Source organism: Alsobacter ponti (assembly GCF_024294805.1).
Taxonomy (GTDB): Bacteria; Pseudomonadota; Alphaproteobacteria; order Rhizobiales; family Beijerinckiaceae; genus Alsobacter; species Alsobacter ponti.
Genome location: NZ_JANCLU010000003.1, coordinates 173,894 through 200,484, shown reverse-complemented (window position 1 = coordinate 200,484; position 26,591 = coordinate 173,894). Strand labels below are relative to the sequence as shown.

26 protein-coding genes are annotated in these 26,591 nt (G+C 70.3%); 14 read left to right on the top strand and 12 right to left on the bottom strand.

Features of this window, described 5'->3' with window-relative positions; all coding sequences use genetic code 11:
* Positions 1-17 precede the first annotated feature (17 nt).
* Together NK718_RS04770 and NK718_RS04765 are read right to left on the bottom strand one after the other, a co-directional pair.
* Entirely contained in the window at positions 18-1,676 is a 1,659-nt protein-coding gene (locus NK718_RS04770) for a methyl-accepting chemotaxis protein (protein WP_254739156.1), read from the bottom strand.
* Positions 1,677-1,749: 73 nt separating this feature from the next.
* On the bottom strand, positions 1,750-2,616 hold the full coding sequence (locus NK718_RS04765) for a ChbG/HpnK family deacetylase (RefSeq protein WP_254739154.1): 867 nt from the start codon (positions 2,614-2,616) through the stop codon (positions 1,750-1,752).
* A gap of 107 nt (positions 2,617-2,723) precedes the next feature.
* Here NK718_RS04765 and NK718_RS04760 point away from each other — a divergent pair, with 107 nt between their 5' ends.
* Both NK718_RS04760 and murJ read left to right on the top strand, forming a co-directional pair.
* Positions 2,724-3,767, top strand: a complete 1,044-nt coding sequence (locus tag NK718_RS04760; protein ID WP_254739152.1) for a glycosyltransferase family 2 protein — start codon at positions 2,724-2,726, stop codon at positions 3,765-3,767.
* Positions 3,768-3,770: 3 nt separating this feature from the next.
* Positions 3,771-5,297, top strand: a complete 1,527-nt coding sequence (gene murJ, locus NK718_RS04755; protein ID WP_254739150.1) for a murein biosynthesis integral membrane protein MurJ — start codon at positions 3,771-3,773, stop codon at positions 5,295-5,297.
* Here the strand turns inward: murJ and NK718_RS04750 are convergent.
* The 3 genes from NK718_RS04750 to NK718_RS04740 all read right to left on the bottom strand — a co-directional run bounded on the left by NK718_RS04750 (position 5,263) and on the right by NK718_RS04740 (position 8,763).
* Positions 5,263-5,634: a hypothetical protein gene (locus NK718_RS04750; RefSeq protein ID WP_254739148.1), complete on the bottom strand. Its 372-nt coding sequence runs from the start codon at positions 5,632-5,634 to the stop codon at positions 5,263-5,265. The two genes, murJ and NK718_RS04750, sit on opposite strands and share 35 nt — an antisense overlap.
* Positions 5,635-5,694: 60 nt before the next feature.
* The gene (locus tag NK718_RS04745; RefSeq protein ID WP_254739146.1) at positions 5,695-6,549 is read right to left on the bottom strand and encodes a branched-chain amino acid aminotransferase; all 855 of its coding nucleotides are present in this window, start codon (positions 6,547-6,549) and stop codon (positions 5,695-5,697) included.
* Between the two features lie 102 nt (positions 6,550-6,651).
* Entirely contained in the window at positions 6,652-8,763 is a 2,112-nt protein-coding gene (locus NK718_RS04740; RefSeq protein ID WP_254739144.1) for a S9 family peptidase, read from the bottom strand.
* 688 nt (positions 8,764-9,451) lie between these two features.
* Here NK718_RS04740 and NK718_RS04735 point away from each other — a divergent pair.
* A complete protein-coding gene (locus NK718_RS04735) occupies positions 9,452-9,868 on the top strand; it encodes a Ros/MucR family transcriptional regulator (RefSeq protein WP_254739313.1) in 417 nt (138 codons plus the stop codon).
* Positions 9,869-9,926: 58 nt separating this feature from the next.
* Here the strand turns inward: NK718_RS04735 and NK718_RS04730 are convergent, their stop codons facing one another.
* Complete coding sequence (locus tag NK718_RS04730; protein ID WP_371877212.1) at positions 9,927-10,250, bottom strand: DUF6477 family protein; 324 nt, start codon at positions 10,248-10,250, stop codon at positions 9,927-9,929.
* 116 nt (positions 10,251-10,366) lie between these two features.
* Between NK718_RS04730 and NK718_RS04725 the strand changes: the two genes are divergently transcribed.
* Positions 10,367-11,218, top strand: coding sequence for a DUF6456 domain-containing protein (locus tag NK718_RS04725; RefSeq protein ID WP_254739142.1), 852 nt, complete (start codon positions 10,367-10,369; stop codon positions 11,216-11,218).
* Between the two features lies 1 nt (position 11,219).
* Here the strand turns inward: NK718_RS04725 and NK718_RS04720 are convergent, their stop codons facing one another.
* Both NK718_RS04720 and NK718_RS04715 read right to left on the bottom strand, forming a co-directional pair.
* Entirely contained in the window at positions 11,220-11,651 is a 432-nt protein-coding gene (locus NK718_RS04720) for a SufE family protein (protein WP_254739140.1), read from the bottom strand.
* A gap of 114 nt (positions 11,652-11,765) precedes the next feature.
* Positions 11,766-12,038 carry a hypothetical protein gene (locus NK718_RS04715; RefSeq protein ID WP_254739138.1) on the bottom strand — a complete coding sequence of 91 codons (273 nt, stop codon included), beginning with the start codon at positions 12,036-12,038 and terminating at the stop codon, positions 11,766-11,768.
* Between the two features lie 305 nt (positions 12,039-12,343).
* On the opposite strand from NK718_RS04715, the gene NK718_RS04710 reads away from it, so the two are divergent.
* Genes NK718_RS04710 through NK718_RS04700 form a run of 3 tightly spaced genes read left to right on the top strand, consistent with a single transcriptional unit; the run spans position 12,344 to position 15,138 of the window.
* Positions 12,344-14,155, top strand: a complete 1,812-nt coding sequence (locus NK718_RS04710; RefSeq protein WP_254739136.1) for a sensor histidine kinase — start codon at positions 12,344-12,346, stop codon at positions 14,153-14,155.
* A 1-nt stretch (position 14,156) separates the two neighbouring features.
* Entirely contained in the window at positions 14,157-14,780 is a 624-nt protein-coding gene (locus tag NK718_RS04705) for a peptidoglycan-binding domain-containing protein (protein ID WP_254739311.1), read from the top strand.
* A 10-nt stretch (positions 14,781-14,790) separates the two neighbouring features.
* On the top strand, positions 14,791-15,138 hold the full coding sequence (locus NK718_RS04700; protein ID WP_254739134.1) for a DUF1491 family protein: 348 nt from the start codon (positions 14,791-14,793) through the stop codon (positions 15,136-15,138).
* A 6-nt stretch (positions 15,139-15,144) separates the two neighbouring features.
* Here the strand turns inward: NK718_RS04700 and NK718_RS04695 are convergent, their stop codons facing one another.
* On the bottom strand, positions 15,145-16,254 hold the full coding sequence (locus NK718_RS04695) for a DUF2336 domain-containing protein (protein WP_254739132.1): 1,110 nt from the start codon (positions 16,252-16,254) through the stop codon (positions 15,145-15,147).
* Positions 16,255-16,495: 241 nt separating this feature from the next.
* On the opposite strand from NK718_RS04695, the gene NK718_RS04690 reads away from it, so the two are divergent.
* On the top strand, positions 16,496-16,705 hold the full coding sequence (locus NK718_RS04690; protein ID WP_254739130.1) for a hypothetical protein: 210 nt from the start codon (positions 16,496-16,498) through the stop codon (positions 16,703-16,705).
* Complete coding sequence (locus tag NK718_RS04685) at positions 16,702-17,490, top strand: hypothetical protein (protein WP_254739128.1); 789 nt, start codon at positions 16,702-16,704, stop codon at positions 17,488-17,490. The genes NK718_RS04690 and NK718_RS04685 overlap by 4 nt, the downstream gene beginning before the upstream one ends.
* Before the next feature lie 4 nt (positions 17,491-17,494).
* On the opposite strand, the gene NK718_RS04680 is transcribed toward NK718_RS04685, so the two are convergent.
* Genes NK718_RS04680 through NK718_RS04670 form a run of 3 tightly spaced genes read right to left on the bottom strand, consistent with a single transcriptional unit; the run spans position 17,495 to position 20,927 of the window.
* Positions 17,495-18,067, bottom strand: a complete 573-nt coding sequence (locus NK718_RS04680) for a DUF1254 domain-containing protein (protein ID WP_254739126.1) — start codon at positions 18,065-18,067, stop codon at positions 17,495-17,497.
* Complete coding sequence (locus NK718_RS22135; protein WP_254739124.1) at positions 18,064-18,708, bottom strand: DUF1214 domain-containing protein; 645 nt, start codon at positions 18,706-18,708, stop codon at positions 18,064-18,066. The genes NK718_RS04680 and NK718_RS22135 overlap by 4 nt, the downstream gene beginning before the upstream one ends.
* A complete protein-coding gene (locus NK718_RS04670) occupies positions 18,705-20,927 on the bottom strand; it encodes a transglycosylase domain-containing protein (RefSeq protein ID WP_254739122.1) in 2,223 nt (740 codons plus the stop codon). Before NK718_RS04670 ends, NK718_RS22135 begins: the two co-directional genes overlap by 4 nt.
* A gap of 249 nt (positions 20,928-21,176) precedes the next feature.
* Between NK718_RS04670 and NK718_RS04665 the strand changes: the two genes are divergently transcribed.
* The 5 genes from NK718_RS04665 (at position 21,177) to NK718_RS04645 (ending at position 26,564) form a co-directional block, all read left to right on the top strand.
* Positions 21,177-21,662, top strand: a complete 486-nt coding sequence (locus tag NK718_RS04665) for a YcgN family cysteine cluster protein (protein WP_371877217.1) — start codon at positions 21,177-21,179, stop codon at positions 21,660-21,662.
* Positions 21,663-21,745: 83 nt separating this feature from the next.
* Positions 21,746-23,338, top strand: coding sequence for a calcium-binding protein (locus NK718_RS04660; protein ID WP_254739120.1), 1,593 nt, complete (start codon positions 21,746-21,748; stop codon positions 23,336-23,338).
* Positions 23,339-23,583: 245 nt separating this feature from the next.
* On the top strand, positions 23,584-24,051 hold the full coding sequence (locus NK718_RS04655; RefSeq protein WP_254739118.1) for a hypothetical protein: 468 nt from the start codon (positions 23,584-23,586) through the stop codon (positions 24,049-24,051).
* Positions 24,052-24,688: 637 nt separating this feature from the next.
* Positions 24,689-25,297, top strand: coding sequence for a hypothetical protein (locus tag NK718_RS04650; RefSeq protein ID WP_254739116.1), 609 nt, complete (start codon positions 24,689-24,691; stop codon positions 25,295-25,297).
* Positions 25,263-26,564, top strand: coding sequence for a DNA-packaging protein (locus NK718_RS04645; protein ID WP_254739309.1), 1,302 nt, complete (start codon positions 25,263-25,265; stop codon positions 26,562-26,564). Before NK718_RS04650 ends, NK718_RS04645 begins: the two co-directional genes overlap by 35 nt.
* Positions 26,565-26,591: the final 27 nt, after the last annotated feature.

Sequence of the window (26,591 nt, the reverse complement as noted above, 5' to 3'; positions counted from 1 at the left end):
ACGACGCGTCCGGCGGCCTACGCGGCCGAGACGGCCTCGAGGAAGCGGTCGATGGTGGAGTGAAGGCGCTTGGCCTGCTCGGCGACGTCCATCGCCGACTGGTTGACCTGGGCGGCCGACTGGTCGGTCTCGCCGACCACCATGTCGAGCTCCTTCATGTCGGCGGCGGCGCTTTCGGTGCCCCGCGCCGCGCGCGCGACGCCGACGGCGATTTCGTTCGTCGCCGACACCTGCTGTTCCACCGCCCCGGCGATGGCCCCGGTGAAGCCTTCCACCGCCTCCATGTGCTCGGCGATGGCGCCGATCGCCTGCACGGCGGAGACGGTCGCGCCCTGGATCGCCCCGATCTGCTCGGCGATGCGCTCGGTCGCGCGGGCTGTCTGCCCCGCGAGGTTCTTCACCTCGGAGGCGACGACGGCGAAGCCGCGCCCGGATTCGCCGGCGCGCGCCGCCTCGATGGTGGCGTTGAGGGCGAGGAGGTTGGTCTGCGCTGCGATGGCCTGGATCAGGCTGACGACCTCGCCGATGTCGTGCGCCTTGCCGGCGAGGCTTTGCACGGTCGTAGTGGTCGCCTTGGTGGTGGCCGAGGCGTCGACGACCGCGTCGCGGGCCCGCGTGACCTGCGACTCGATCTGGGCGATGGCGGCCGACAGCGCGCCCGAGGCCCTGGTCATGCTTTTCACCGTTTCCGATGCGTCGCGGGTCGCCTGGGACGCGCCCTTGGCGCGCTTGGCCGATTCCGCGGCGATGTCGGTGAGCGTGCGCGCCGCGAACGTCATCTGCTCGCTGTTCTCGGCGACGGTGGTCAGCGCCTCGCCCACCGCCAGCCGGAATTCGGACACGAGCTGGTCGATGCGCGCCTCGCGCGCCGCCTGTGCCGCGCGGTCCGTCTCGCTGCTGGCCTGGAGCGCCGAGCGCTCGACAAGGCGGTTCTGGAACACCTGCACGGCGCGGGCCAGCGAGCCGACTTCGTCCTCGCGGTCGGTGGCGGGAACCGCGACGTAGAGGTCGCCCTGCGCCAGCCGCCGGGTCGTCTCGGCCAGCTGCAGCACCGGGCCGGTCATTCGCCCGAGGATGATCCACAGGGCGAGACTGACCGCCGCCACCGCTCCGACCAGGCTTGCCGCCGCCAGGATGAACTCGCGGCGGATGCGGTCGAGCAGTTCGACGCGCGAGAACAGCACGCCGAGAACGCCCAGTTGCTGGTTGGACTCCGTCAGGATCGGCGCCACGTACAGGGTCGAATCCGAAAAATCGATCTGCCGCGGGCCATCGATGGCGCCGCCGCCACGCACGCCCGCCGCCTCCAGGTCCTTCGCCTCGATCCCCGGCCGCGAATGCCGGAAGGCGGTCGCGCGGGCGAAGACGTTGCCCGTGATGTCGAGCAGAATGCCCGACTCGAAGTCGGGATCCGCCATCATGCCTTCCAGGGCGCGGCGGCCGTCGAGCCCGTCCTTCGTCTCGAACCCATGCACCAGAATGGGCTTGGCGGCCCCGAGGATGGCCAGATTCTTGGCGTGGAAATCCAGCACCACACGGCTTTCGGACCGGTACTGCATGATGCCGACGAGCCCGCCCATCACCAGGGCGAGCACGGTCGTCAGCGCCAGCACGAGGACGCCTTTCAGCGACCGTCGGCTCGGATGTTCGAGACTAGCGGGGGTTTCATAAGTCATGTTGCGCTACTATCGGTTGCGCGCGTAAAAAGGGGGTTAAGCCTTTCGTGAATTGAGCGTTTTCGCGCGCGAACTACGGCGCGCGCCGGCGTTCCAGAGCCAGCCCCGCCTCCGCGAGCGCTTCCGGGAAGGCGTCGCCCGCGAGAAAGGCGTGTTCCAGCGGCCGGGTGGCGACCACCGGATCGAGGGAAGCGAGCTCCGCGTCGGCGAAGCCGGGATGGCACATCACGAGGTGGCGCGGTCCCGGCGCGCGCAGGAAGCGGGCGAAGTCCGCCGCGAAATCTCGGCGCGGATCGAAGGGGCTGACGCCGGCGAAGCCGACATTGTGGTCCAGCCCGCGTCGGCCGAGCGCCCGCCGCCAGCCGGTCGCGAGGCCCGCGATGACGAGCGCCTTCTGCGCCGCGACGCCGCGCACCAGGATGGCCCCCGGCGTGTCGAACGGGTCGCGCAGCCATGGCCGTTCTCCCCCGAATTCGGCCTCGACGGCGCGCAGCAGCGCCGCGCGGACGACGGGAAGCACGTGGACGTGCTGGTGCCCGTCGATGAAATCGGGGAGGCGGCCGAGCCGATCGGCGAAGGCGCGGATCTGCCGGACCGCCTCCGCCTCGATCTCGTCGCCGTCGAGCTTGCCGGAGAAGGCGAGGCCGGCGAGCGCGCCGAAGCGGGGCAAGTCGCCGCCGGACGCGAGGTGCGGCATCGCCCCGAGCGGCTGGCCGAGCGTGAGGTTGAAATGGAGCCCCACCTCCAGACCGTCCGACACCGCGTCGAGCCGAGGCGCGTAAGTCGCCCAATGCGGCCGGTTCGTCATCGCGCCGGTCCCCGACAGGCGCTCCGCCCCCGCCAGTTCGAGGATGGACTCCGAGACGCCGGGCGTCAGGGCGAAGTCGTCCGCGACCAGCGTGACCGTGTCGGGGCGGGGCGTTCTGGCGCGGGGCGGCATGGCGTAAAACCCGGTCTTTCGTGGCGGTCGCGCCTCTTCAATGCGCCCGCTTGCGTCGGACCGCAATGTCGGCTCTTTTCAATGCCATGCGTGCGGCCCCGGCGACCATGGATCGCCGGCCAAGCCAGAACGCCACTCGAGTCGAAGCCATCGTGACCGCCACCGAACCCGAACTGTCCGTCGTCATCCCCGTCTTCAACGAGGGCGCGAACGTGGAAGCGCTGGTCGCGCGCCTGCTTCCGGTGCTCGAGCGCGCCGTCGCGAGCTGGGAGGTCGTCTTCGTCGACGACGGCTCGCGCGACGATACGCTGGAGCGCGTGCGGCGCATCAACCGGGACGATCCGCGGTTCCACGCCATCGCGTTCAGCCGGAATTTCGGCAAGGAGATCGCCATCGCGGCGGGACTCGACCATGCGCGCGGCCGCGCCACGGTCATCATGGACGCTGACCTGCAGCATCCGCCCGAACTCATCGAGACCTTCGTCGCGCGGTGGCGCGAGGGCAACGCGATGGTGTTCGGCGTGCGAACGGACCGCGATCTCGACGGGCCGGTGCGGCGCTTCCTGGCGCACGCCTTCTACCGGTTGTTCGCCTCGTTCGGCGAAACGCCGCTGCCCGAAGGGGCGGGCGATTTCCGCCTGCTCGACCGCCGCGCCGTCGAAGCGCTGCGGACGATGGGGGAGCGCGCACGGTTCTCCAAGGGCCTCTATGCCTGGATCGGCTTCAAATCCGTCGGCGTGCCGTTCGACGTGGCGCGCCGCGAGCATGGCAGCAGCAAGTTCAGTGTCCGCAAGTTGTTCCGCTTCGGGCTGGACGGGATCACCTCGTTCTCCACCGTCCCGCTGAAGCTGTGGACCTATGTCGGCGCGGTGATCTCCGCCTTCGCCCTGCTCACCGCGATCTTCTTCGTGATCGATACGCTGGTGCGCGGCGCCGACGTGCCCGGCTACGCGTCGCTGATCGTCTCCGTCATGTTCTTCTCGGGCGTGCAGCTGATCTCGCTGGGCGTGATCGGGGAATATATCGGCCGCATCTTCGCGGAGGTGAAGCGCCGGCCCCTCTACATCGTCGGCGACCGGATCGGCTTCGACGACCAGCCGCCGCAGGCGAGCTCCCTGCGCAAGGTCGGTTCCGACCGCCGTCGGGCCTGACGCATGTTCCGACACATCCTGTCCGTCGGCGGGTTCACTCTCGCGTCCCGCCTGACGGGCTTCGTGCGCGACATCGTCATGGCGGCGATCATGGGCACGGGGCTGGTGGCCGACGCCTTCGTGGTGGCGCAGCGCCTGCCCAACCATTTCCGCGCCATTTTCGGCGAGGGGGCGTTCAATTCCGCCTTCGTGCCGACCTACAGCGCCGCGCTGGAATCGCGGGGGCGCGAGGCGGCTTCGATGCTGGCCGGCCGGCTGATGATGGTGCTGGTGCTGGCGCTGGGCGTGCTCACCGCGCTCGCTATCGTCTTCATGCCCGCCTTCGTCGCCGTGCTCGCGCCGGGCTTCCCGGACGAACCGGAGAAGTTCGCGCTGGCCGTCACGCTGACGCGCATCACCTTTCCCTATCTGCTGTTCATCACGCTCGTGACGCTGCTGTCGGGCGTGCTGAACGCGGACGACCGCTTCGCCGCGCCGGCGGCCGCGCCCATTTTGCTCAACGTCGCCATCGTGGCCGCCCTGTCGGTCGCGTGGCTGTTCCCCACCGCCGGCCACGCCGCCGCGTGGGGCGTCGCGGCGGCGGGCGTGCTGGAGCTGCTGCTGCTTATGGCCGCCGCGAAACGGGCGGGCTGCCTGCCCCGGCCGCGCGCCCTGGCGATGGACAAGGACATGCGGGTTTTTTTCCGCACGCTCGGCCCGGCCGTGATCGGTTCGGCCGGCGTGCAGATCGCCATGTTCGCCGACACGATCATCGCCTCCCTCCTGCCAACCGGCGCGGTGTCGTCGCTTTATTACGCTGACCGCCTCTACCAGCTTCCCGTCGGCGTCATCGGCATCGCGGCGGGAACGGTGGTGCTGCCGACCATGAGCCGCCGGTTCGCGGCAGGCGATTTCGAGGGCGCGCGGCACGCGCAGAACCGCGCCATGGCCTTCACGACGGCGCTGGCCGCACCGTTCTTCGTCGCCTTCCTGCTGATCCCCGACCTCGTGATGGCGGCGTTGTTCATGCGCGGCGCGTTCGACCAGAGCTCCGTGCTGGCGGCCGGCGCGGCGCTGGCCGCCTATGGCGTGGGTCTGCCCGCGGTGGTGCTGATCCGGTCCGCCGTGGCCAGCTTCTATGCCCGCCAGGACACGGCGACACCGCTGCTCGCCTCGTTCTCGGGCATCGCCGTCAACCTGGTGCTCAAGCTGCTCCTGTTCCGCTCGATGGGCGCGGCCGGCCTGGCGCTCGCGACAGCGGTGGGCGCGTGGGTCAACTTCGCCCTTCTCGCCGGGCTGGCGCTGCGGAACGGCTCGATGAAGCCGGACACGGCCCTGCGGCGCACGCTGGTTTGCGTCGCCGCCGCCTCGGCCGCGCTCGCGGTGGTGGCCTGGCTCGCCGGTCCCCCCATTGCGCACTGGACGTCGGGCCTGCCGAAGTTCCGGACCGAAGCCGAGTTCGCCCTCCTCGGTGGCCTCGGCGTGATCGTCTACTTCGCCGTGCTGATGGCTGCGCTCAACGCTTCAGGGGTCCCTTGGCGCCGGGGCTGACGACGGTGCGGCCGCCTTCGACCGTCGCGCACCAGGCGAAGCCGGGACGCATCGGCCAGCCGCGCTGCACGCGCGCCAGCCACGTCTCGCAATCGATGCGGTCGAAGAAGCAGGTGTCGGCCACTCGCCAGTCGACGAAGTCGCGATCCGCCTCCGCCTCGACCGGTCGCCCGCCGGCGAAATGGCCGGTCCAGAGCCGCTCGGGGCCGTAAAACGGGATCATCGCCGCGCAGCTGCCACCGCGGTCGCGGGAATACCGGATCTGGTGATCCGGCGTTCCCCAAGCCGCGAGCAGCGGGACGAGCGCGACGAGCGAAAACGCCTTCAGCCTGGCCATGCGCCAGACTTGGGCGAAGATGGTGAACGCGACGTTAATCCGCAATCCGCCGCGCCCCGCTCAGCCCGCGTGTGCGTAGGCCCAGTACAGCTCGCGTGCCTTGCGGTAGAGCGGACCCGGCTGCAGATCGCGGTCGTCGATGCGCGTCACCGGCTGGACCTTGCCGTAATTGCCCGCCGAGAAGATCTCGTCGGCGGCGAGGAAATCGGCGTAGGTGAGGCGGGTTTCCACCACCTTCGTGCCGTCCTCGGCCAGCAGCTTGACGACTCGCTGGCGCGTGATGCCGTTCAGGAACGTGCCGTTCGGGGCCGGAGTGAACACCACCCCGTCCTTCGCCATGAAGATGTTGGCGGTCGCGAGTTCCGCGACATTGCCCAGCATGTCCGTGAGCAGGCAGTTGTCGAAGTTGCGCGATCGTGCCTCCTTCAGCGCGCGCGCATTGTTGGGATAAAGGCAGCCCGCCTTGACGTCGACGGGCGCCGTCTCCAGCGTCGGCCGGCGGTAGCGCGAGAGGGTGATAGCCGAGCCCAGCGGCTTCGGCATGGGCGCGACGTAGATGCAGAGGCAGAACCGCGTCGAGGCGGGGTCGGGCGAAATTGCGCTCGCGCCGCTCTCCTCGGCCCAGTACATCGGCCGGATATAGAGCTCCGCGTCGCGGTCGAACTTCGCAATGCCTTCGCGCGTCAGCCCCAGCATGGTCTCGACGTTGACGTTGGGCTCCAGGCCCATCAGCGCCGCCGAGTTGTTGACGCGGGCCATGTGAAGGTCGAGGTCCGGCGTGACGCCCTCGAAGGCGCGCGCGCCGTCGAACACGGACGAGGCCAGCCAGAATGCGTGCGAGCGCGGGCCGAGGATCGGCGGATTGCCCTCGCTCCAGCCGCCGTCGAACCAGGTCCATGTCTGTGTGAATGCCATCGCCGTGCGTCCCTCGGTCTGTCGGGGCGGCATGGAACCCCTTGCGCGCCGCGCCGTCAACGCCGCGCAGATTGCGGCGCGGTGCCGGCCCGCACGCGGCGATCAGCCATGCAGCAGCCCGCGCGTCGCGCCGATGGCGAAGGCGAAGGTGCGCGCGACGTCGCGCAGGCGATCGAAGCGGCCCGAGACGCCGCCATGGCCCGAGCTCATGTCGGTATGCAGCAGCACCGGCCCACCGCCGGTCATCCGGCTGCGCAGCCGCGCCACCCACTTCGCCGGCTCCCAGTAGGTCACGCGCGGGTCGGCCAGGCCGCCGACGGCGAGGATGGCGGGCAGCCTCGCCCGCGGCACGTTCTCATAGGGCGCGTAGGAGAGGATGGTGCGGAAATCGGCCGCGCTCTCGATCGGATTGCCCCATTCCGGCCATTCCGGCGGCGTGAGCGGAAGGTCGGCGTCGAGCATGGTGTTGAGCACGTCGACGAAGGGCACCTCGGCGATGACGCCGGCCAGCAGGTCGGGGGCGAGGTTGGTGACGGCGCCCATCAGCATCCCGCCGGCGCTGACGCCGTTCGCGACGATCCGGCCGGAGTCCGTATAGGCGCTCTCCGCCAGCAGGCGGGCGGCGGCGACGAAATCGCGGAAGCTGTTGGGCTTCTTCGCGCGCTTTCCCTCGGTGTACCAGGCCCAGCCCTTCTCGGTGCCGCCGCGGATGTGGGCGATGGCGTAGACGAAGCCCCGGTCCACGAGAGAAAGGCGCTCGCTTTCGAAGCTGGCGGGAGTGGCGAAGCCATAGGCTCCGTAGCCGTAGAGCAGGCAAGGCGCGGAGCCGTCCAGCGTCAGGTCGGCGCGGTGCAGGATCGACACCGGCACGAGCGCGCCATCGGCCGAGGTCGCCACCAGCCGACGGGTGACGTAGCGGGACGGGTCGTGGCCGGAGGCGACGGTCTGCCGCTTCATCAGAACGCGCTCGCGAGTGTTCATGTCGTAGTCATAGGTCTCCTCGGGCGTGGTCATCGAGGAATAGGTGAAGCGAAGCGTCGCGGTGTCGAATTCGAAGCCGGACAGGACGCGCAGCGCGTAGGCCTCCTCGGCCTGGTCGATGTGGTGTTCCACGCCCGTCTCCAGCGAGCGGATGACGATGCGCGGCAGCGCGTTCTCCCGTTCCACGCGGACCAGATGATGCGAATAGACGTAGATCGACAGCAGCATCACGCCGGGGCGATGCGGAACGAGGTCGCGCCAGTTGGCGCGGTCCGGCGTGGCCACCGGCGTCGTGACGATCTTGAAGTCCTCCGCGCCGTCCGCGTTGGTGAGGATCACGAAGTCGTCGGCGTAGTGCTCCACTTCGTAGCGGACGCCGGGGTCGCGGCGGGCGATGACGACGGGCTCGGCGGAGAAGTCGTCGCGCGGCAGGAACCGCACCTCGGTCGTTTCATGGTCGCTGATGCTGATGAAGGCGAACGCGCCCGACTGGCTGCGCTCGAGGCTGACGAACCACCCCTCCCGGCGTTCGTCGTAGACAACGGCGTCCGTCGAAACGGGCTGACCGAGGATGTGCCGCTTCACCGTCCGCGGCCGCAGGTTCCGGTCCACGGCGACGTAGAGGAAGCTTTCGCCCCGTGCGTCCCACACCGCATCCCCCGTGGTGTCCTCGATGGTTTCTGGCAGGTCCTCCAGCGTCGCCATGTCGCGGACCCGCACGCGGTGGAATTCCGAGCCCTTCTCGTCGACGCTCCACGCGAGCCAGCGGTGGTCGTCCGAGTGGTGCCGGTCGCCGAGTTCGAAGAACGGCTTGCCGCTCGCCAGAGCGTCGCCGTCGAGCACGATGGTCGGCGACGAGCCGTCGCGGAAGCTGCGGCAGACGAGCTTGTGCTGGCCGCCTGTCCGGTAGCTGTCGTAATAGGCGTAGGGGCCGTCGGGCAGCGGCGCGTCGGAATCGTCCTCCTTGATTCGGGCCCGCATCTCGCGGACGAGTTGCTCCTGCAGGCCGGACAGCTCGGACATGACGGCGTCGGAATAGGCGTTCTCCGCGTCGAGCACCGCACGGATGTCGGAGGGGAGCTGGGACGGATCGCGCAGCACTTCGCGCCAGTTTTCGGCCTTGAGCCACGCGAACTCGTCGGCGACCTCGATGCCGTGCAGCGACGTGACGTGGGGGCGCGCCGGGATCGCCGGCGGGGCGATGCGGCCCGCGGTGTGCGTGATGTCCGACATGACGATGCTCCTGGCCGGCGGCGATGCCCATGGCATAACGCGCCGGGCGGCGCCGAGGCCAGTCATGGCTTCGCGAGCGGATGCCCGCGCGGCGTTGGATGGGGCCAGGTTGGCGTTCGTCGAAATTTCGCCCGAGTCGGGGCGGCGCGATGTCCGCCGTTGTATTCAGGGCGAAATGGCCCCTCCAAGTCATGCGGTGGGGAACAATCCTCCGATGCTTGCCGGTTCATGGAAGGCGACCGGACAATTCACGGGCGGCGGAGGCGAAAATCGGAAAGCCGACTAGTCCGGTCAGGAAATGCGCGGCGCAAGAGGAGCGCACAAGAAAATCAGTATTTTTCAGAGCGCTCGCCCTTGTTCGGCGCAAGCTGTGGAGCGGCGCGTGCCCACCTCATGATTGAAGGTTGTCCCGAACCCGCCCTTAAACGGGCGCGTCAAAACTACGGCCCCGGTGCATAACTTAGAAGAACCCCAACAACCTTGATTTTGTGTATTGCGAAAATTTAGGATTTGTCATAAACGTCGGGAAAACAAACAGAGCAGCGCACTATCGCCACTAGCAATTCAAGTGCTTGTCACAGTTCTGTAAAGTCTGCGAGACGCGGCTTTTCAGAATTCTGCGCGCATCCCCTTGCCATGTCGCGGCGGGTAGGAGCTGCCATCGGTGGCTGCCATCGGAGTCGACGTCATGAGCGAAAAAGTGTCCCACCAGAATTACATCGAGCTGGCGGCCGATATCGTGTCCGCGTATGTCAGCAACAACTCCGTCAATTCGGGTGAACTGCCGATCCTCATCGGAGACGTTCACAATGCCTTGCTGCGGATCTCGACCGGACCGGTCGAGGCTCCGGTGGAGGCGCCGAAGCCGGCTGTCGCCGTGCGCAAGTCCGTGACGCCGGACTACATCATCTGTCTCGAGGACGGAAAGAAGTTCAAGTCGTTGAAGCGCCATTTGCGGACGCAATACGACATGTCGCCCGACGAATATCGCGAGAAGTGGGGCCTTCCCGCCGATTATCCGATGGTCGCCCCGAACTACGCCCAGGCGCGCTCGCAACTCGCCAAGGACATGGGCCTTGGCCAGAAGCGCCGCAAGCGGAAGTAGCGCTCCTTCGGTCCACGCTGCGAGGCGGGAAGGCAGTCGACGTCGAGCCCGCCTTACGTCAACCCTCGCCGAGCCCCGGTTGCGCACGCGTCGATTCGCCGGCGGCGGCCAGCTCGGCGCGCAGAGCCTGGCTTAGAGCGATGTGGCGGTTCAAGTCGTAGCTCCAGTGTCCCGACAGTCCCAGGCCGCGCTCCACATCGAGCGCGGCCCGCAGGGCATGCACGATCTCGTCCCCGGTCGCCGGGACCTTCCGTCGCAAAAGCCGCCAGAGGTGCAGCCCGCGCGCGTAGCTTGCGGCTCCGCCGTCGACCGTGCGCCGCACGGCCTCCCGGGCCGTCGCCTCGACAGTCCTGCCATGTGAAAAAAGTCCGTCGACAGTCACGGCCAACTCCGCGATAAATTGCTGCTACGGCCGGGCTCCGAATGTCTTGCCGAAAGCCATTGACCGAACGATCTCGACTGAAATAGGATGAAAATCCTAATTCGCAAGAGGTCGTCATGCCGCAATCCTCGAACCGCTCGAAGTCGCCCCGTCCGCCGCATTCCCCGCGCCCGGACCGGCTGTCCCCTCGCGCCATCGCGCTGCTGCGCGCCCTGGCCAGGCCGACGCCGGACTTGCCGCCCTCCGTCTCGGAGGATGCCAGCGGGCTGGCGGAGCTGACGCGCGCCGGGCTGGCGGAGGTCGACCCGGCCCGCGCCGACCGGGTGCGCATCTCGGCGGCGGGTCGGGCGCGGCTGCGCCGGGATGACGCCCGCCCCGACGAGCGCTTTCTCGCCCAGCACCGGCGCATCGGCACATCCACCGTCGACGTCGATGGCGAGGCCCGGGAGGTCCGCGTCGACGAGGGGGAGAGCCCGCTGGCCTGGCTGCGTCGCCGCCGTGACCGGAGCGGCCGGCCGCTGCTCGACGACGCCGCGTTCCTCGCCGGCGAACGGTTCCGCGCCGACCTGACGACGGCGATGATGACGCCGCGCATGGGCGTCGACTGGGACAAGTTCGGCGGTGGAGCGATGGCGCGCGGCGGCGGTGGCCCGATGGCGGCGAGCGACGCGGCTCTGGCCGCCAGGCAGCGCGTGGCGCGGGCGACGGAAGCGATTGGCGGCGATTTCGCCGGCCTTCTTCTCGACGTCTGTGGCTTCCTGAAGGGCCTCGAGGTCGTCGAGCGGGAGCGCGAATGGCCGGCGCGGTCGGCCAAGGTTGTGCTGGTGATGGCGCTCCGGCGACTGGCCGAGCATTACGGCATCGCCTCGGAGGCGCGGGGACCGGACCGCTCCGCCGGGCTGCGGGCCTGGGGCGCCCCTGGCTACCGGCCGACCGAAACCCTCCTGCGGCCCGGCGAGGGAGGATAGCTCACCCCGCCGCCGCCAGCGCGGCGCGGGCGTCGCTCTTGATTCGCTCCACCATCGAGCGAACGCCGTTCGAGCGCTGCGGCGTCAGGTGCTCGGAGAGCCCGAGCGTCTTGAACAGAGCCATCGCGTCGGTTTCGACGATCTCCCGCGCCGGGCGGCCCGAGTAGAGGGCGAGCACCAGCGCGACGAGGCCGCGCACGATGTGGGCGTCGCTGTCGCCGAGGAAATCGAGCACCGGCCCGTCGGGCGAGGGGCGCGTCGTGCTCGTCAGCCAGACCTGGCTGGCGCAGCCGCGCACCTTGTTGACGTCGTTGTGGTCGGCCTCCGGCATGGGCTGGAGCGTGCGCCCCAGCTCGATGAGGTAGCGGTAGCGGTCGTCCCACTCGTCCAAGAAGGAAAAGTTGTCGACGATCTCGTCAATGCTCGTGGCCATCCTGCCATCCGTTGTCGAGGCTCCGCCCGCCCGCGAAGCCGGTCACGCCCGGCCTTATATAGGTCGCCGCGCCGGAAAACCTCCGGAATCGGACGCAGAAACGCCGGCGCCGGCCTATCGGGCCGGTCTGGCGTCGGCGGGGCGCGGGCGAGACGAGGGCTCGGCCCTGGCGGAACCGGCCTCGCGGGGCGCGACGCTTCCGAGAGCCGCGGCGGCTCGCCGGCATTCGGCGGGGTTGGCCGCGCAATAGCGAATCGCCGCCGCGCCGGCGCTCTCCGCCGCCTCGCCGACCACCGCGCGCGCGGCCTCGGTCCCGATCGGCTCGCGAACCGGGGACAGCGCATAGATGATCGCGACGACGATGCCGACGCGCAGCAGGAAACCCATGGGGCGCTCCGATCGACGGCGACTCTCGCGGCGAGGCGTTAAGGAGTGGTCAAGGGATCTTCAGGGCTTTTTCGGCCAAAGGTGAGTCGGACCGCGACAAGGCGAGCGGTTGCCGCAACCTTTTGTTCACCGTCTTTTCGGGTTTCCGCCCCGTCGCCGCCGTGCCGCGCGCGCCCTCCGAGGGAAGCGCCGACAAGGCCGGGCGGGCGCTTAGGTTTCGTTTAAGGGCGGCCTGCCATTGTTCGGCGACGAGCCACAGGGATGCGCCTTCGCGCAGCTGACGTCACTTGCACAGCGAAACGGCCATGACCGCGATAGCGAGGCACCTCGGTGGCCTCGTGTATCCCTCGGCCGCCGCCGAGCCGGAGACGCGCGCGCGCCATTGCTGGTTCATCGGCAGCCGCCTCGCCCTCAGCGCGCTGGCGCTGGCCGCCATCCCGGTCGTGCTCGCCACCTCGGGCGGCATGGGCTTGACGGCCGGCCTGCTCATCCTGGCGGCGGCGTCGCAGGCGGGCTGGGCGGTGCTGGCCTCGCGGACGGGCCGTCTCCTCGCCGCGTTCGCGCTCTCCTTCGCGAGCCTGCTGGCCGGGGCCTTCTGGATGGCGGACGGGCAGGGGCTAGGCTCCCCGTTGCTGGCCATCGTGCCGATACTGGCCGTCGAGGCCGCGGTTCTGGGCGGCCCGCTGGTGCTCGCGGCCGCCGTGGGCGCTTCCACCGCCGGTTTGGCCACGCTGGCGCTGTCGCAGGGGGCGGGGCTCGGCGAACTCGCCGCGCCCGTCGCGCAGCTCGCGGCGGCAAGCGGCCTGGGGCTCTTCGCCATGCGGGATTTCGGCGTCCGCGCCGCGCGGGAGCGCCGCATCGGCGCGCAGGCCGGGCTGATCGAGGAGGCGTTCGGCGACCTCGTTGTCTGGCAGGACGCGCAGGGCCAGGTCGTCTCGGTCGGCAGAGCCTGCCAGGCGCTCCTCGGCGTCGCGCCGGGCGGCCTGCATGGGCGCGGCCTGTTCGACCGTGTCCACGTCGCCGACCGCCCATCCTACCTCAAGGCGCTGAGCGATGCCGGGGACGGGGTGGCGGATGTCCGCGCCACCGTGCGCGTACGCTGCGAGGAGGCGACGCCGGGGCAGGGCCCCGCCCCCGCCTTCGCGACCTTCGAGATGCGGCCCCGCGCCTTCTCGGGCGACGGCGGGGCCACCGTCGTCAGCGTCATGCGCGACGTCTCCGAGACGCGCGAGCGGCTGGAGCGGCTCGAGGCCGCGCGCGCCGAGGCCGTGGCGGCGAACGCGCTCAAGGGCAGCTTTCTGACCACGGTCAGCCACGAACTCCGCACGCCGCTGAACGCCATTATCGGTTTCTCGCAGATCCTCGCCGACCCCGCCCTCGTGCCGCAGGAAGACGCCCGCCGACGCGATTACGCGCGCATCGTCCATATGTCGGGCGAGCACCTGCTCGGCGTGGTCAACACGCTGCTCGACGTCTCCCGCATCGAAGCCGGCGCGTTCCCGCTCGACCCCGAGCCGCTGTCCGTCATTGACCTCGTCGAGGGCACCGCGGAGATCCTGCGCATCAACGCCGACCAGGCGCGGGTGGCGCTGGACTGCATCGTCGATCCGGGCCTGCCCCGCATCCTCGCCGACCAGCGGGCCTGCCGGCAGATGCTGCTCAATGTCGTGGGCAACGCGATCAAGTTCACGCCGGCCGGCGGACAGGTGCGCCTGCGCGCGACGCGCGATCTCGACGGCGTGCTCTTCACGGTCGACGACACCGGCATCGGCATCGCGCCGGAGGACCAGTCGCGGCTGTGCGAGCCGTTCTTCCAGGGCCGCGCGGGCAAGGACTCCGGCCATGAGGGGGCGGGACTCGGCCTTTCCGTGGTCAAGAGCCTCGTGGCGCTGCATGGCGGCTCGCTGCGAATCGACAGCGCGCCCGGGCGCGGCACGACCGTTCTCCTGAGCCTGCCGCTGACGCCGCCCGACCGCCGCAAGCGCGGGACCGTGAGCTACGGCCTGCTCGATCCGGCGGAACAGCGCGTCACGGCCGGCGTTGCGGAGCGTCCCGTGGCGTCAGACCCGGTTCCCGATACAACTTCACCCTCGAAAGAGGTCAAAAAACGTGCCTGAGATGCTCGCCCGCGCCGACCACGACTTCGTCCTCGGACAGGTCCGTCCGTCCCGGAAAGGACAGAAGCGCCGCCGCTGGCAGTGGCTGCGGGCCCTGTTCCGCAAGCCGGGCCGCGTCGTCGTCGGCGCGACCGGCGCCGCCGTGGGCGTCGGCATCATCATCAACGCGCTGGCGCTGCAGGGCGGGCCGCATCCCGCGCCGCTGTTCCAGGGCGACGCCCGCCCGGCCGCTTCGGCCGCGCGGCCGCTCCCGCCGGCCCGCCCCGCCGATCTCGCCCAGCCGGCTGCCGCGGTCCCTGCCCAGCCGACGACGCCGCGCGCGCCGGCCGCCGCGCCGGCCCCGGCTCCTGCCGCCGCGTCGTCCCGCGACGCCATCGCCGACATGCTGCGGGGCGGAGCTACTCCCGCGCCCGCCGCCGTGGAGCCGAGCCGCGCGGTGCTGGCCGCCCAGCGCGCCCTCAACAAGCTCAATTACGGCCCCGTCAAGCCGGACGGGCTGATGGGCCCGGGCACCAAGCAGGCCATCGAGCGCTTCGAGCGGGATCGCCGCCTTCCCGTGACGGGCGAGGCGAGCGGGCGAACGGCGCGCGAGCTGGCCAGCGCCTCGGGCGTGCCCGTCGAATGACGCGCCGGCCATGAGGCTGCGCAGCGACATCTGGGTGTCCGCCTACATCCGGCGCTGCGACATCGAGGGCGTGCAGGCGGTTCTGCGCCGGCGCGGGGCCGCGGAAGCCGGGGCCATCTGGATCAAGATCGACCGCCTCGACGGGACCTGCGCCCTCTACGGCCCTGCGCCGCAGACGGCTTTCGACGCCGACGACGACCTCGTCCGCCGCTTCGTCAGGCTGCACGCCGACGAGGCCATTCTGATCCCGGACGCGGAAGCCCGGCTCCAGAAGGAAATCAGGTTCGATTCGGATCTGTGGATCGTCGAGGTGGACGACCGCAGCGGCAATCCCCGCCTCGACCTCGCCGAGGTCTGAACGGCGTCAGGCGCGCAGCGCGGTCACCTGCTCGCGCGCCGCCGTCTGGCCCGGCTGTCCGCCGCGGCGCTCGGGCGCGACGGCGGGGTCGTAGACCGGCTCGTGACGCGCCGCCCCGGCGTCGCGGTTGCGGCCCAGGATCGCCGCGACGACGAGGCGCGCGGCGGGCTGGGATAGGCCACGAGCCATGTCGACGAGCGCGAACACGCGGTGCGTTGTGTGGCTCACCAGGGGATCGCGCGCCGTCAGCACGCGCACCAGCACGTCGTCCGGCGCCCCGAGCGCCACCAGCGCCAGCGCGAAGCCCTCTCCCGTCCGGTCGCGCACCAGGCGGGCCGCCTTTTCGACGGCGCAGCCGAAGGCGAGCGCCAGCAGCGCGGCCAGCGAGGAAGTGTCGCCGGAACGGGCCGCGAGTTCGAGGCCGGTGAGCAGTTCGGGCGGCGGAGCCGTCCAGCGCTCCGGGCTGCCGGAGGCGGCCATCGCCTCGGCGGCTTCGAGAATGGCGGCGCGCGTGGCCTTGTCGGCCACCAGGAAGAGCACGGCCTTGTCGATGGGAGCCAGGTCGAACCGCGACAGCAGCGCGGTCGCGATGGCGTCCTCGTCACGCGCCCGCTCCAGCAGTTCGGACCGCATGTCGCTGCCCAGGCGAATCGTGGTGTTGGCGGCGAGCGTGGTGTCGACCACCGCGTCGCGGCGCGACAGCAGCAGCCGCACGATCGACGCCTCCAGCCCGGCGCGCGCCGCCACCGCGGCGGCCATCTGCCGGTGGCCGGCGGCCGCCTGCTCGACCAGCACGTAGCGCGGCAGCCACGCCGCGTCGGCCAGGATGATGCGCGCGGCGTCGTCCTTGCGGCTGATCAGCGCCTCGCCGACGCTGGGCGGGGTCTCGTCGTAGACGGAGAGGCGGCACGCCACCGTCAGGGCCGTCTCGGCGTCCACCTCGCGCGAGAGCGCGCCGGCGATCTCGCGGAACTGCGCGACTTCGTCAGGCGTGTGGCCGTCGGCCTGGATGAACAGGTCGACGAGCACGCGCAGAAGGACGGGCTTCATGTCGAGCCCTTCCTCGCGGGCGATCGCCACGAGTCCTTGGAGTTCCGGCGGCGTGATGGAGGGCATGGCGACCTGCCAGGTTGCAGGTGAATCGGACGAAGAATCGATGCCCTCGACGCTAGGCCGGCGTAGTTAGCGGTGGGTTAATCCGGGCGCTGCGGATGCCTGCATCCACAGGGTGATGAGTGTGGCTTTTGCGCACCGCCGGTTGCGGTTCGCGCGGGAGCCAAGGCCTGTTTACCCGCCGTTAACCATGACCGCGTCTTGTCGAAGTCTCAGCGAAGTCCCGGCTGCAAGGGGTGGCCGCATGGCCCTGATTTTACCGTTCCGCGCGACCGAGTCGCGCCGCCGCGCGGCGGAACCGCCGAGCGGGGCGGGCGCCGAAATCCTGTTCTTCACCGGCGTCCGCTACACACGCAACGACGATCCGCCCGGGCCTGGCCGCCCCACGGCCGGCGGCCTCGGCGCGACCGCGGCGAAGACGCCGCCGAGACGCTCGCGCCGGCGCGCCGGATGACCAGTGTTTCGAGGACGCCGCGCGCGGCGGCGGCGCTCGGCCTGGCGCTATCCGTCTCAGCATGCGTCGAGACGGGAGATTTCGGCCGGCCCACCGCGTCGGTGTGGAACAGCGGCCTCGCCGGCGCGGGCTGGTACGCAGCCGCGGCGCGAGGTGAGGCTGTTTCCGGGGCGCTGCTGACCGATGACGAACAGGAGTTGCGTACGCGGTCCTACCGCTTCCGCACGCCTCCGCAGGCCGGGAACGGCTGGACCCGCGTCGCCGCGGACGCCGCCTCCGCCCGGCTGCTGCCCGGGTCGGCTGGCGCGCTCGACGGACCCACCTACTGGGATGCGATCTCCTCCGCGCCGGACCGCTCGCCGCGCGCGCGCTACCAGCGTGTCCGCGAGGACGCCGAGGCGGACCGCCAGCTGATCGACCCCTTCGCGGCGGTGGCGTGCCGGGTCGCCGAGACCGACCGCGTGCGCCTCTCCGCCCTCGACAGAACGGCCTCCCTGAGTCCGGACGAACGCGCCGAGGCGGCCAACAGGGTCGACGAGAACCGCCGCGTCGTCGCCGAGGTCCGGGTCGCTATCCTCGAACGCGAGGCGGCTTATCGCTACGCTCTCGACCGGCTCGTGGTCGAGAGCCCCGACCGGGACGCGGTCAAGGCCGAGCGCACGCTGGCGGCCCTCGCGGCGGGGCGGCGCAGCCTGGAACGCTGCTCGGTGACGCCAGGGGCGGTCCCGACCGCGCGTTCCGCCACGTTCTTTCCCCGCACGGAGAAGGAGCTTCCGCCCAAGTAGCGGACTATCGGGTCGCGCCCGTGCTCAGCGGCTCGGGCGCGCAGCGCGCGGCGCGGATGCGCGCCTCCGCCTCGGGGTAGAGATCGGGCTCCCCGGCCAGCGCGCGGAACGTCACGAAGCCCGCCGTCTGGGGGGCCAGCAGCCGCAACTCGCTGACCGGTTCGTCCTCGGGATCGCCAGCGACGATCTCGTCGAGCTGCTCCTGCGTCACGACCAGGATGTCGAGCGCGCCGCGCACCGCGCTGCGGTCCGTCAGCGCATAGAACACGCTGCCGGTCGGTGTATAAAACGCGAGCGACAGGAAGCCGTCGACCGAGGAGGCGCGCACCCGCAGCGGGCCGGCGGCGAGGTCGAAGCGGCACACCCCGAGCGCCACGGCGGGGTCGCGGTGAGGCAGGCCGGGGCCGGGCTCGGCGCGCGGCAGCATAGTCAGCTGGTGGCGCGGCGCGTAGGCCGCGAGCCGGTCGTCCGCGTTGGGGGAGGCGGCGGCGGGGATGGCGAGCACCGATCCCAGGTGGACGATGCCGCCCAGGATCAGCCCCGCGGCCGTGACATAGAGGATGCGGCCGATGGTCACGAGCAGCCGTCCCGTTCGATGGTGGGAAGCAACCCCGGATCGAGCGCGGCCGCGACGGCGCTGACGGGCGTGTCGTAGAGCCGGAGCATCAGCTCCACCCGGCCCTCCGTCTCGACCGGCAGCCAGTTCCCCGGGCGCGCCTCGCGCGACAGCACGATGGTGAAGCGCCCGGAGCCGTCGCGGACGATCTCCTCCGAGGTGAAGCCGTAGCGGCGCGCCGCGTTGGGGATCAGCCGCCCGCCTGGCGCGCTCACCGTCAGCGTCCAGGCGCGGGTCTGCGGGGTGCGCCCGGTGACGCGGTAGATGCAGCGCCCCACCAGCGGTCGGCGGGCGCTGTCGCGCGTCGCCGTGAAGGCCAGCCCCTCGCCCAGACCCAGCGGCAGCTCGCCGGAGCGCGCCACGACGGCGCGGGAATAGGGGTCGGCGTCCGGCGCGCCGTTGCGCGGCCAGGCGGTCCACGGCCCCGCCTTCACGGCGTCCAGACCGGCGTTGTTCTCGAGCGCCAGCCAGGTCGCGCCCAGGCCCGTGCCGGCGGCGATGAGGAAGCAGGCGACGACGCCGGCGAGGCGGCCGAGGCCGGAGCCGGCCCGGGTCTCGCGCAGCGCGAAATCGGCTTCGCCCGGGCGGGCGGCCGCGCTCACGGAACCACGACCTTTCCGCCCGTCGTCCGGGCGTTCTGGGCGACCGTGCCGGTCTCCAGCGAGGCGGCGTCGGGCAAGAGCTCGCGGCGGGCGTTGAGGTTGCGCAGCAGGGTCTCGATACCGCCCAGCGCCTCCAGGGAGCGGCGGTTGAGCACGGTCGGCCGCAGGGCCGCCGGGGCCTCGGCCGGCGCGGCGGGGGAGGCGGCCGAGGCGGAGGCGACGGCGGGCGCGGCCGGCGCGATGCCGGGCAGGGGGCGCAGCTCCATGCCCTGGTGGGCGGGGGCCATCATGTCGTGCCAGGCCATGGCGGGGAGGGAGCCGCCGGTCATCTTGTTGGTCGAGGAGTAGTCGTCGTTGCCGAACCAGACTCCCGCCACGAGATTGCCGGTGAAGCCGACGAACCAGGCGTCGCGATAGGCGTTCGTGGTGCCGGTCTTGCCGCCCACCTTGATGCCCGGGAGCAGCGCCTTGCGGCCCGTGCCTTCCTCCACGACCTTCACCAGCATGGAGTTCATGTCGGCGATAACCCCTTCCGGCAGAATGGTTTTCGCCTTCGGGCCATCCTTCTCGCGGGTGAAGATGACGTCGCCGTGGGAGTTGCGGACCTCGACGGCGGCGTAGGGGTCGGCGCGCTTGCCGCCATTGGCGAAGACGGCATAGGAGGCGGTCATGTCGAGCACCGTGACCTCGGCGGCGCCGATGGGCAGGGAGACGGTGTCGGTGAGCGGGGTGGTGAGGCCCATCAGGCGGCAGGTGTCGACAATCTTGGCGCGCCCGGCCTTGGGACTTCCGTCGCCGATGGCAATGGAGAGCCGCACCGGGATCGTATTGATCGACTTCGCCAGGGCGACGGCAAGAGGAATCGAGCCGGAGTAAGAATGCGCGTAGTTGCTCGGGCACCAGTTGCCGATGCAGATCGGCGCGTCCACGACGATCGTCGACGGCTTGAACTTGCCCGTGAGAAGAGCAGTCGTATAGACGAAAGGCTTGAAAGACGAACCCGGTTGCCGCAGGGCGTCGGTGGCCCGGTTGAACTGGCTCGCGCCATAGTCACGGCCGCCCACCATCGCCCGCACCGCGCCGTCCGGGTCCATCACGACGGTCGCCGCCTGGCTGGCGTCGTAGGAGCCGCCATACTGGCGCAGGATGGACTCCAGCGATGCTTCCGCCCCTTTCTGGATGGAAGTATCCAGCGCGGTCTTCACCGTGAGCACGCGGTCATGCCCAAGTTTCCCGTCGTCGGCGAGGCGCTTCATTTCGGCGAAGGCCCAGTCGAGATAGTAGTCTGGACTGATCTCCTGCTTGCGCGCGACTGGCGTCGCCGGGTTGCGGCGGGCGGCGTAGACTTGGCCGGCGGTCATGAACCCGGCGTCGACCAAGTTGTCGAGCACGTCGGCGGCGCGGGCGCGGGCGGCGGGCAGGTTGACATGCGGCGCGAATTTGGTCGGTGCCTTGAACAAACCCGCCAACATCGCCGCTTCCGCCAAGTTGATATCCTTGACCGACTTGCCGAAGTAAAATTCAGCCGCAGCTGACGCGCCGAAAGTACCGCCGCCCATGTAGGCGCGGTCGAGGTAAAGCTTGAGGATTTCATTCTTGGTGAGGTGGAATTCCAGCCAGATCGCCAGGAATGCTTCCTTCACCTTGCGCTCGATGGAGCGCTCGTTGGTGAGGAACAGGTTCTTGGCGAGCTGCTGGGTCAGCGACGAGCCGCCCTGCACCACGCCGGAGGCGCGGGCGTTGGCCATCAGCGCGCGCGCAGTTCCGATGAAATCGATGCCGAAATGCTCGTAAAACCTGCGATCTTCGGTGGCGAGCACCGCCTTGATCAGATGTTCGGGAAAATCGTCGAGCGCGATCGAATCATCGTGTCGAATTCCACGCCGTCCGACCTCGTTGCCGTAGCGGTCCAGGAACACGACGGCGAGATCCTGCTTCTTCAGCCAGTCGTCGCCGCCGACCTCGCGGAACGCCGGGATGGCGAGCGTCAGCATGAACAGCAGGCCGACCGTGCCCAGCGTCAGCCCCTCGCAGGCCAGGTCCGCCATCAGGCGCTTGCCGCCGCGCGCCTGGAAGCGGTCGGCGAAGGCGCTGTAGCGGTCCCAGCCCACGCCGAGCCGCCGCCCGGCCTCGCCGAGCGTGAAGGCGGTCCACGAGTCGAAGGCCTCGAAGGCGCGCACGAAGCGCTGCCAGGCCGAGAGCCTGCCGCGGAAGTCCAAGATCGCCCCCTTGCGCGGCTGGGTTGCAGGGTGCGCCCCGGCGGGCGGAGCGCGTGAGGATTCAGTGCCAATTCTAGTCGCGATCAAGCCTCGTGGCGAGCGCGTGTTCGCACGTATCGCCCGGGCGGGTTGACGTTTAGTCAAGACGCCGTGAAACACTCCGCCCCGGGGCGGGACAGTGGAGCCGGGATGACGAGGACGACCAGACGGGCGACCGCCGCCGGGAAGCTGCCCCCCGCCGACGCGGCGCTGCGCGAGCCGGCGTCGCGGCCGTTCTGGCGCGACACCCCGCTCGAAGCCATGGACCGCGCCCAGTGGGAGAGCCTGTGCGACGGCTGCGGCCGCTGCTGCCTCGTCAAGCTGGAGGACGAGGACACCGGCCGCATCCACGCCACCGACATCGCCTGCCGGCTGTTCGACGCCGCCACCTGCCGCTGCGCCGACTACGAGAACCGCACCACCGTGGTGCCGGACTGCGTCGGCCTGACGCCGGAGGCGGTGCGCACGCTCACCTGGCTGCCGCCCACCTGCGGCTACCGGTTGGTCGCCGAGGGCCGCGACCTGCCGTGGTGGCACCCGCTGGTCTCCGGCACGCCGGAAACGGTGGAGCAGGCCGGCGTCTCGGTGAAGGGCAAGGTCCATTGCCGCGAAGACGAGATCGCGCTGGAGGACGTCGTCGACCGCATCCGCCCCTGGCCTCTCGCCTGGCCGAAGAAGGCCGGCCGCAAGCCCTGACCCTCTCCGGAACGTTCCGCCCCGCCGCCCGTTGTCGCCCTCGTCCCGCGGACCCCGCGTCCGCCTGAAGGGAGGGATGGGCCATGGCGATCATCAACGGCACGGATGGCGGCGACCTGCTGCTGGACACCCCGGAGTCCGACTCCCTGAGCGGCTTAGCCGGCGACGACACCATCGAGGCGCGCGCCGGCGACGACACACTGCTGGGTGGCCTCGGCGCCGACTCCCTCGTCGACGCCTATAGCAACGACCAGTACGGCCACAATGGCGACGATCTGCTCGATGGCGGCGACGGGGCCGATGTCATCGTCGACAATTTCGGCCGCGACACCGTTCTCGGCGGCGAGGGCGGCGACAATCTCTTCGCCCGCGAGGGCGGGCCGGTGCTCTACGGGGAGGGCGGCGACGACACGCTCTCGGGCGCGTCCTCCAACAGCGGCGGGCCGGGCAACGACGTGATCTCCGGCGCGCTCAATACCGGCGACGTCAGCGACGGCGGGGACGGCGACGACACCGTCTACGGAACGGACGGAAACGACACCCTGCTCGGCGGCGCCGGCAACGATCTCATCCTCGATCACCAGACCCCCGACAAGTACGACCACTTCACCGGCAACGACAGCATCGACGGCGGCGACGGCAACGACACCCTGACCGGGGCGGCGGACATGCCCACCTCGCGCGACGGCGACGACACGGTGCTCGGCGGGGCGGGGAACGACCTCATCGCCAGCGGCGCGGGCCGCGACAGCGTCGACGGCGGCACAGGCGACGACACGGTGTTCGCCTCGGGCGACGCCGACCGCGTGCAGGCGGGCGACGGCAACGATTCGGTCGCCGGCGACGACGGCAACGACACGATCTGGGGCGGTGCGGGGGCCGACGCGCTGAACGGTCTCGCCGGCGACGACACGGTCGACGGCGGGGCCGACAGCGACACCATCCAGGGCGGCCTTGGCGCCGACACGCTGCGCGGCGCGGCGGGCGACGACTCCCTGATCGGGCAGGAAGGCAACGACCGCCTGATCGGCGGCGGCGGCAACGACCTGCTGAGCGGCAACGACGGCGCGGACGAGCTGATCGGCGATCCCGGCGCGGACACGCTGAACGGCGGCCTCTCCCACGACACGCTCTATGGCGGGCAGGGCAACGACCTTCTGCAGGGCGGGCCCTCCTTCGTCGACGCCGTGGCCGGCGACGACGACCTCATCTTCGGCGACGCCGGCAACGACACCGTCTACGCCGCGCACGGCGACGACGCGGTGTTCGGCGGCGACGGGGCGGACCTGCTGGCCGGCCAGTCCGGCGACGACACGCTCTCCGGCGGCGAGGGCGCGGACTCGCTGCGCGGCGAGGCCGGCGACGACCGGCTGGCGGGCGACGCCGGCGCGGACACGCTGCGCGGAGGGCAGGGCGACGACACGCTGGCGGGCGGCGGCGACGCCGACGTGTTCCTGTTCGGGGCCGGCGACACGGGCCACGACCTGATCGAGGACTTCGCCGCGGCGCAGGACAAGCTCGACCTGCGCGGCCTCGGCCTCTACGGCGAAGCCGGCGTGCTCGCCGCGATGACCGAAAACGCCGCCGGCGACGCCGTCGTCACCGCCGGCGATGCCACCATCACGCTCGCGGGCGTCTCGCTCGCATCGCTGAAGGGGGCGGATTTCGTGGTGTGAGGGAGGCGCGGAAACCCGCGGGTTCAGGAACTCGGCAGGATGGCCGTTCAACCGCCAGTCCCTCGACACGAGAGGCGGCGCTGTTACCATTCCAGTCGCAAACTGACGGCAAACTTGCAGACCTGAAATCGTTTCATTCCAAGCAATAGCAAAGAACTTCAAAGCAGTAAGTATCAAAAAACTACAGGATACGAGGTGAAGAAGTGAATATATTTTCTAAAATATTGATATTGACAATTTTTTACATGACATCGCATTCACTCATTCCAACGAATGCATTTGCAGTCGAGAAAAGGCACCTGATCGGGAAAAAATTATCGGACCTCGAGCACGACGAAGGGGTGAAAATTTTAGGCGGTTCGTGCCTGGAAGTGTCTGGATATAAGTCTTGTTCGTTTGGATTGTCGCTGGTGCAATTCGACAACGAGAACGTTATTTTGTTAGATACCGATCAAGAGATCAATGTTAAAGATGGCGAAAAGTCTATCATTGTCGATGCGGTGATGGTGAAAGGAAACTCGATTTCCTATCCGCTTAATTGTCGTGATCGGGCGAACTCAAAATCATTATTCGTTGCTTATGGAAAAGACAAACAGGGACCTGCGCTGACATGGAAGCTAAGCCCGATCTACCAAGCTTGGCGTGTCGATATCCACAATAGGAAGCTTGTCCCGGTAAATCCTAAAAACGTTATTTGTGAGGGCGGAGCTTGACCAGGCCAGCTAGGCGACGCGGTCGTCGGCGCCGGCGATGCCACCATCACGCTGGCGGGCGTGTCGCTCGGAGCGTTGAAGAGGGCGGATTTTGGGGTGTGAGCGGATTGAATTTTGTGGTGTGAGGGGGGGCGCGGCGGTTCGCCCGTCGTTGCGGACGAAGTCCGCCCCAATCTCTGAGTGCAACCACATAGCGGACGCCAGTCCGCCCGTCCCCGGAGCCCCGCAGCGTCAGCGGAGGGGAATCCGGGGTCCAGCGCATGGATGATGCCGCGAAGCGGCGCTGCATAGGCCTTTTCCCTAATGCCGCGCTGACGCGCGAACATCGTGCGCTGGGCCCCGGATTCGGTTCCGCTTTCGCTCCACCGCTCCGGGGGCGGGCGGGCCAGAGGCCCGCACTCGCCGTGGGACCCCTGGCGCTGCGGGGTTCCGGGTACGGGGGGCGGGCGAAAGCCCGCCCATCCCACCGCCTCGATCTCTCAGCAAAAAATCACAATGTAGGAAAAAACACCTTGACAGCGTGACGCTGGTGGGCTAGGGTTCGGTCATTCTCCACGATTGCGCCCGGCGGGGGGCCAGCGCGGTCGCCGGTTTTCGGCGGGCGCGTTCCCTCGCCTTGCAAGGGGAGTTGATTTCAATGACCAAGCACGATTTCGAATCCGCACCCATCGTGGAAGCCCGGGCGCTCTATGCGCGCGGGGTCAAGGTTTCGCTGATCCTGGAGCAGACCGGCCTCACCCCCGGCAAGTTCTACTACTGGCTCAACAAGGCGCTGCCGGAGGAGGACGAGGCCCCCGCGCCTCTGCCGCCCCGCCGGCCGAGCCTGTCCGTCAGCGGGCGGCTCACCGAGCCGCGCCGCGCCGCCCTGGTGGGTCGGTTGTGGCGCGCGGCCGAGCGGCAGGTGGCGGCCATCGAGCAGCGGCTGCGAGCCGCCGACGAGGACGCCGACCCGGCCCACGCGCCGGGCGAGCGCGAGGCCCGCACGCTGGCCGTGCTGGCCCGCACGGTGCGGGAGCTGAGCGCGGCCGACATCGCCAAGGCGACGAGAGCCAGGGAGGACGCGTCGCGCGCCGCCGCCGCGAAGGCCCGGCCGGCCGTTCCGGACGACAGCCCGCAGGGGATGGACGATGACGACGAGCCCCCGAGAGACCTCGATCGCTTCCGCGAGGAGCTTGCTCGCCGTCTTCAGCGGCTGCGCGAGCGCGCGGGAGATGCGGGCGCTGGTGGCGACGCTTCGCCCGGCTGAGATCGACGCGCTCCTGACGCTGTGGAGCGGCTGGGCGCGCGAAGACCAGATCCCCCCTGAGCTGGCTCAGGGGGGAGAGCCGTGGACCGTCTGGCTGGTGCTGGGCGGACGGGGCGCGGGCAAGACGCGCACCGGCGCGGAGTGGGTACGCGGCGTGGCGCTCGGCCTGCCGCCCTTCGCCGCCGCGCCGGCCGGCCGCATCGCGCTGGTGGGCGAGACCTTCGCCGACGTCCGCGACGTGATGGTGGAGGGCGTGTCGGGGCTGATGAGCGTCCACGCCCGCGCCGACCGGCCGGTGTGGGAGCCCTCCCGCCGCCGCCTCGCCTGGCCCAACGGGGCCATCGCGCAGGCCTTTTCGGCGGAGGACCCGGAGAGCCTGCGCGGCCCCCAGTTCGACGCCGCCTGGCTCGACGAACTCGCCAAATGGCGGCTGGCGCAGGAGACCTGGGACATGCTGCAGTTCGGCCTTCGGCTCGGCGCGCATCCGCGCCAGGTGGTGACGACGACGCCGCGGCCCGTGAAGCTGCTGCGCAAGCTCATCGAAGACCCGCTCACGGCGATCAGCCGCGCCGGCACGCGGGCCAACGCCTTCAATCTCGCGCCGAACTTCCTGGCCGGCGTGGTGGCGCGCTACGCCGGCACGCGGCTCGGCCGGCAGGAGCTGGACGGCGAGCTGATCGAGGACAGGCCGGACGCGCTGTGGAGCCGCGAGCGGCTGGAGCTGGCGCGCGAGGACGCAGCGCCGCCGCTGGCGCGCATCGTGGTGGCGGTGGACCCGCCGGCCTCCGCCTCGCGCCGGGCCGACCGCTGCGGCATCGTGGCGGCCGGCATCGACCGGGCGGGGATCGTCCACGTGCTGGCCGACGAGACGCTCGGCGGGGCCAGCCCCGCCGCGTGGGCGGCCAAGGCCATCGCGCTGTGGCGGCGGCTGGAGGCCGACGCGCTGATCGTCGAGGTCAACCAGGGCGGCGACATGGCGCGCGAGGTGCTGCGCGCCGCCGACCCCGCCGTGCCGGTGACGGCGGTGCGCGCCACGCGCGGCAAGGCGCTGCGCGCCGAGCCCGTCGCCCACCTCTACGAGCAGGGCCGCGTGCGCCACGCCGGCGCGTTCCGCGAACTGGAGGACGAATTGTGCGACTTCGGCCCCGGCCCGGACGGCTACGGCCTGTCCTCCGGCCGCTCGCCGGACCGCCTCGACGCCCTCGTCTGGGCCGTCACCGCCCTCGCCCTCACCCCCTCCGCGACGCCGAGGGTGCGGGGGCTGTAGGGGCGCGAAACGGAAGCTGGCCGATCA

Bases quoted from the DNA above. Each gene is read 5' to 3' on its own strand.
- NK718_RS04770 (WP_254739156.1), bottom strand. From the start codon at position 1,676: ATGACTTATGAAACCCCCGCTAGTCTCGAACATCCGAGCCGACGGTCG.
- NK718_RS04765 (WP_254739154.1), bottom strand. From the start codon at position 2,616: ATGCCGCCCCGCGCCAGAACGCCCCGCCCCGACACGGTCACGCTGGTC.
- NK718_RS04760 (WP_254739152.1), top strand. From the start codon at position 2,724: ATGGATCGCCGGCCAAGCCAGAACGCCACTCGAGTCGAAGCCATCGTG.
- murJ (WP_254739150.1), top strand. From the start codon at position 3,771: ATGTTCCGACACATCCTGTCCGTCGGCGGGTTCACTCTCGCGTCCCGC.
- NK718_RS04750 (WP_254739148.1), bottom strand. From the start codon at position 5,634: ATGGCCAGGCTGAAGGCGTTTTCGCTCGTCGCGCTCGTCCCGCTGCTC.
- NK718_RS04745 (WP_254739146.1), bottom strand. From the start codon at position 6,549: ATGGCATTCACACAGACATGGACCTGGTTCGACGGCGGCTGGAGCGAG.
- NK718_RS04740 (WP_254739144.1), bottom strand. From the start codon at position 8,763: ATGTCGGACATCACGCACACCGCGGGCCGCATCGCCCCGCCGGCGATC.
- NK718_RS04735 (WP_254739313.1), top strand. From the start codon at position 9,452: ATGAGCGAAAAAGTGTCCCACCAGAATTACATCGAGCTGGCGGCCGAT.
- NK718_RS04725 (WP_254739142.1), top strand. From the start codon at position 10,367: ATGCCGCAATCCTCGAACCGCTCGAAGTCGCCCCGTCCGCCGCATTCC.
- NK718_RS04720 (WP_254739140.1), bottom strand. From the start codon at position 11,651: ATGGCCACGAGCATTGACGAGATCGTCGACAACTTTTCCTTCTTGGAC.
- NK718_RS04715 (WP_254739138.1), bottom strand. From the start codon at position 12,038: ATGGGTTTCCTGCTGCGCGTCGGCATCGTCGTCGCGATCATCTATGCG.
- NK718_RS04710 (WP_254739136.1), top strand. From the start codon at position 12,344: ATGACCGCGATAGCGAGGCACCTCGGTGGCCTCGTGTATCCCTCGGCC.
- NK718_RS04705 (WP_254739311.1), top strand. From the start codon at position 14,157: ATGCTCGCCCGCGCCGACCACGACTTCGTCCTCGGACAGGTCCGTCCG.
- NK718_RS04700 (WP_254739134.1), top strand. From the start codon at position 14,791: ATGAGGCTGCGCAGCGACATCTGGGTGTCCGCCTACATCCGGCGCTGC.
- NK718_RS04695 (WP_254739132.1), bottom strand. From the start codon at position 16,254: ATGCCCTCCATCACGCCGCCGGAACTCCAAGGACTCGTGGCGATCGCC.
- NK718_RS04690 (WP_254739130.1), top strand. From the start codon at position 16,496: ATGGCCCTGATTTTACCGTTCCGCGCGACCGAGTCGCGCCGCCGCGCG.
- NK718_RS04685 (WP_254739128.1), top strand. From the start codon at position 16,702: ATGACCAGTGTTTCGAGGACGCCGCGCGCGGCGGCGGCGCTCGGCCTG.
- NK718_RS04660 (WP_254739120.1), top strand. From the start codon at position 21,746: ATGGCGATCATCAACGGCACGGATGGCGGCGACCTGCTGCTGGACACC.
- NK718_RS04655 (WP_254739118.1), top strand. From the start codon at position 23,584: ATGACATCGCATTCACTCATTCCAACGAATGCATTTGCAGTCGAGAAA.
- NK718_RS04650 (WP_254739116.1), top strand. From the start codon at position 24,689: ATGACCAAGCACGATTTCGAATCCGCACCCATCGTGGAAGCCCGGGCG.
- NK718_RS04645 (WP_254739309.1), top strand. From the start codon at position 25,263: ATGCGGGCGCTGGTGGCGACGCTTCGCCCGGCTGAGATCGACGCGCTC.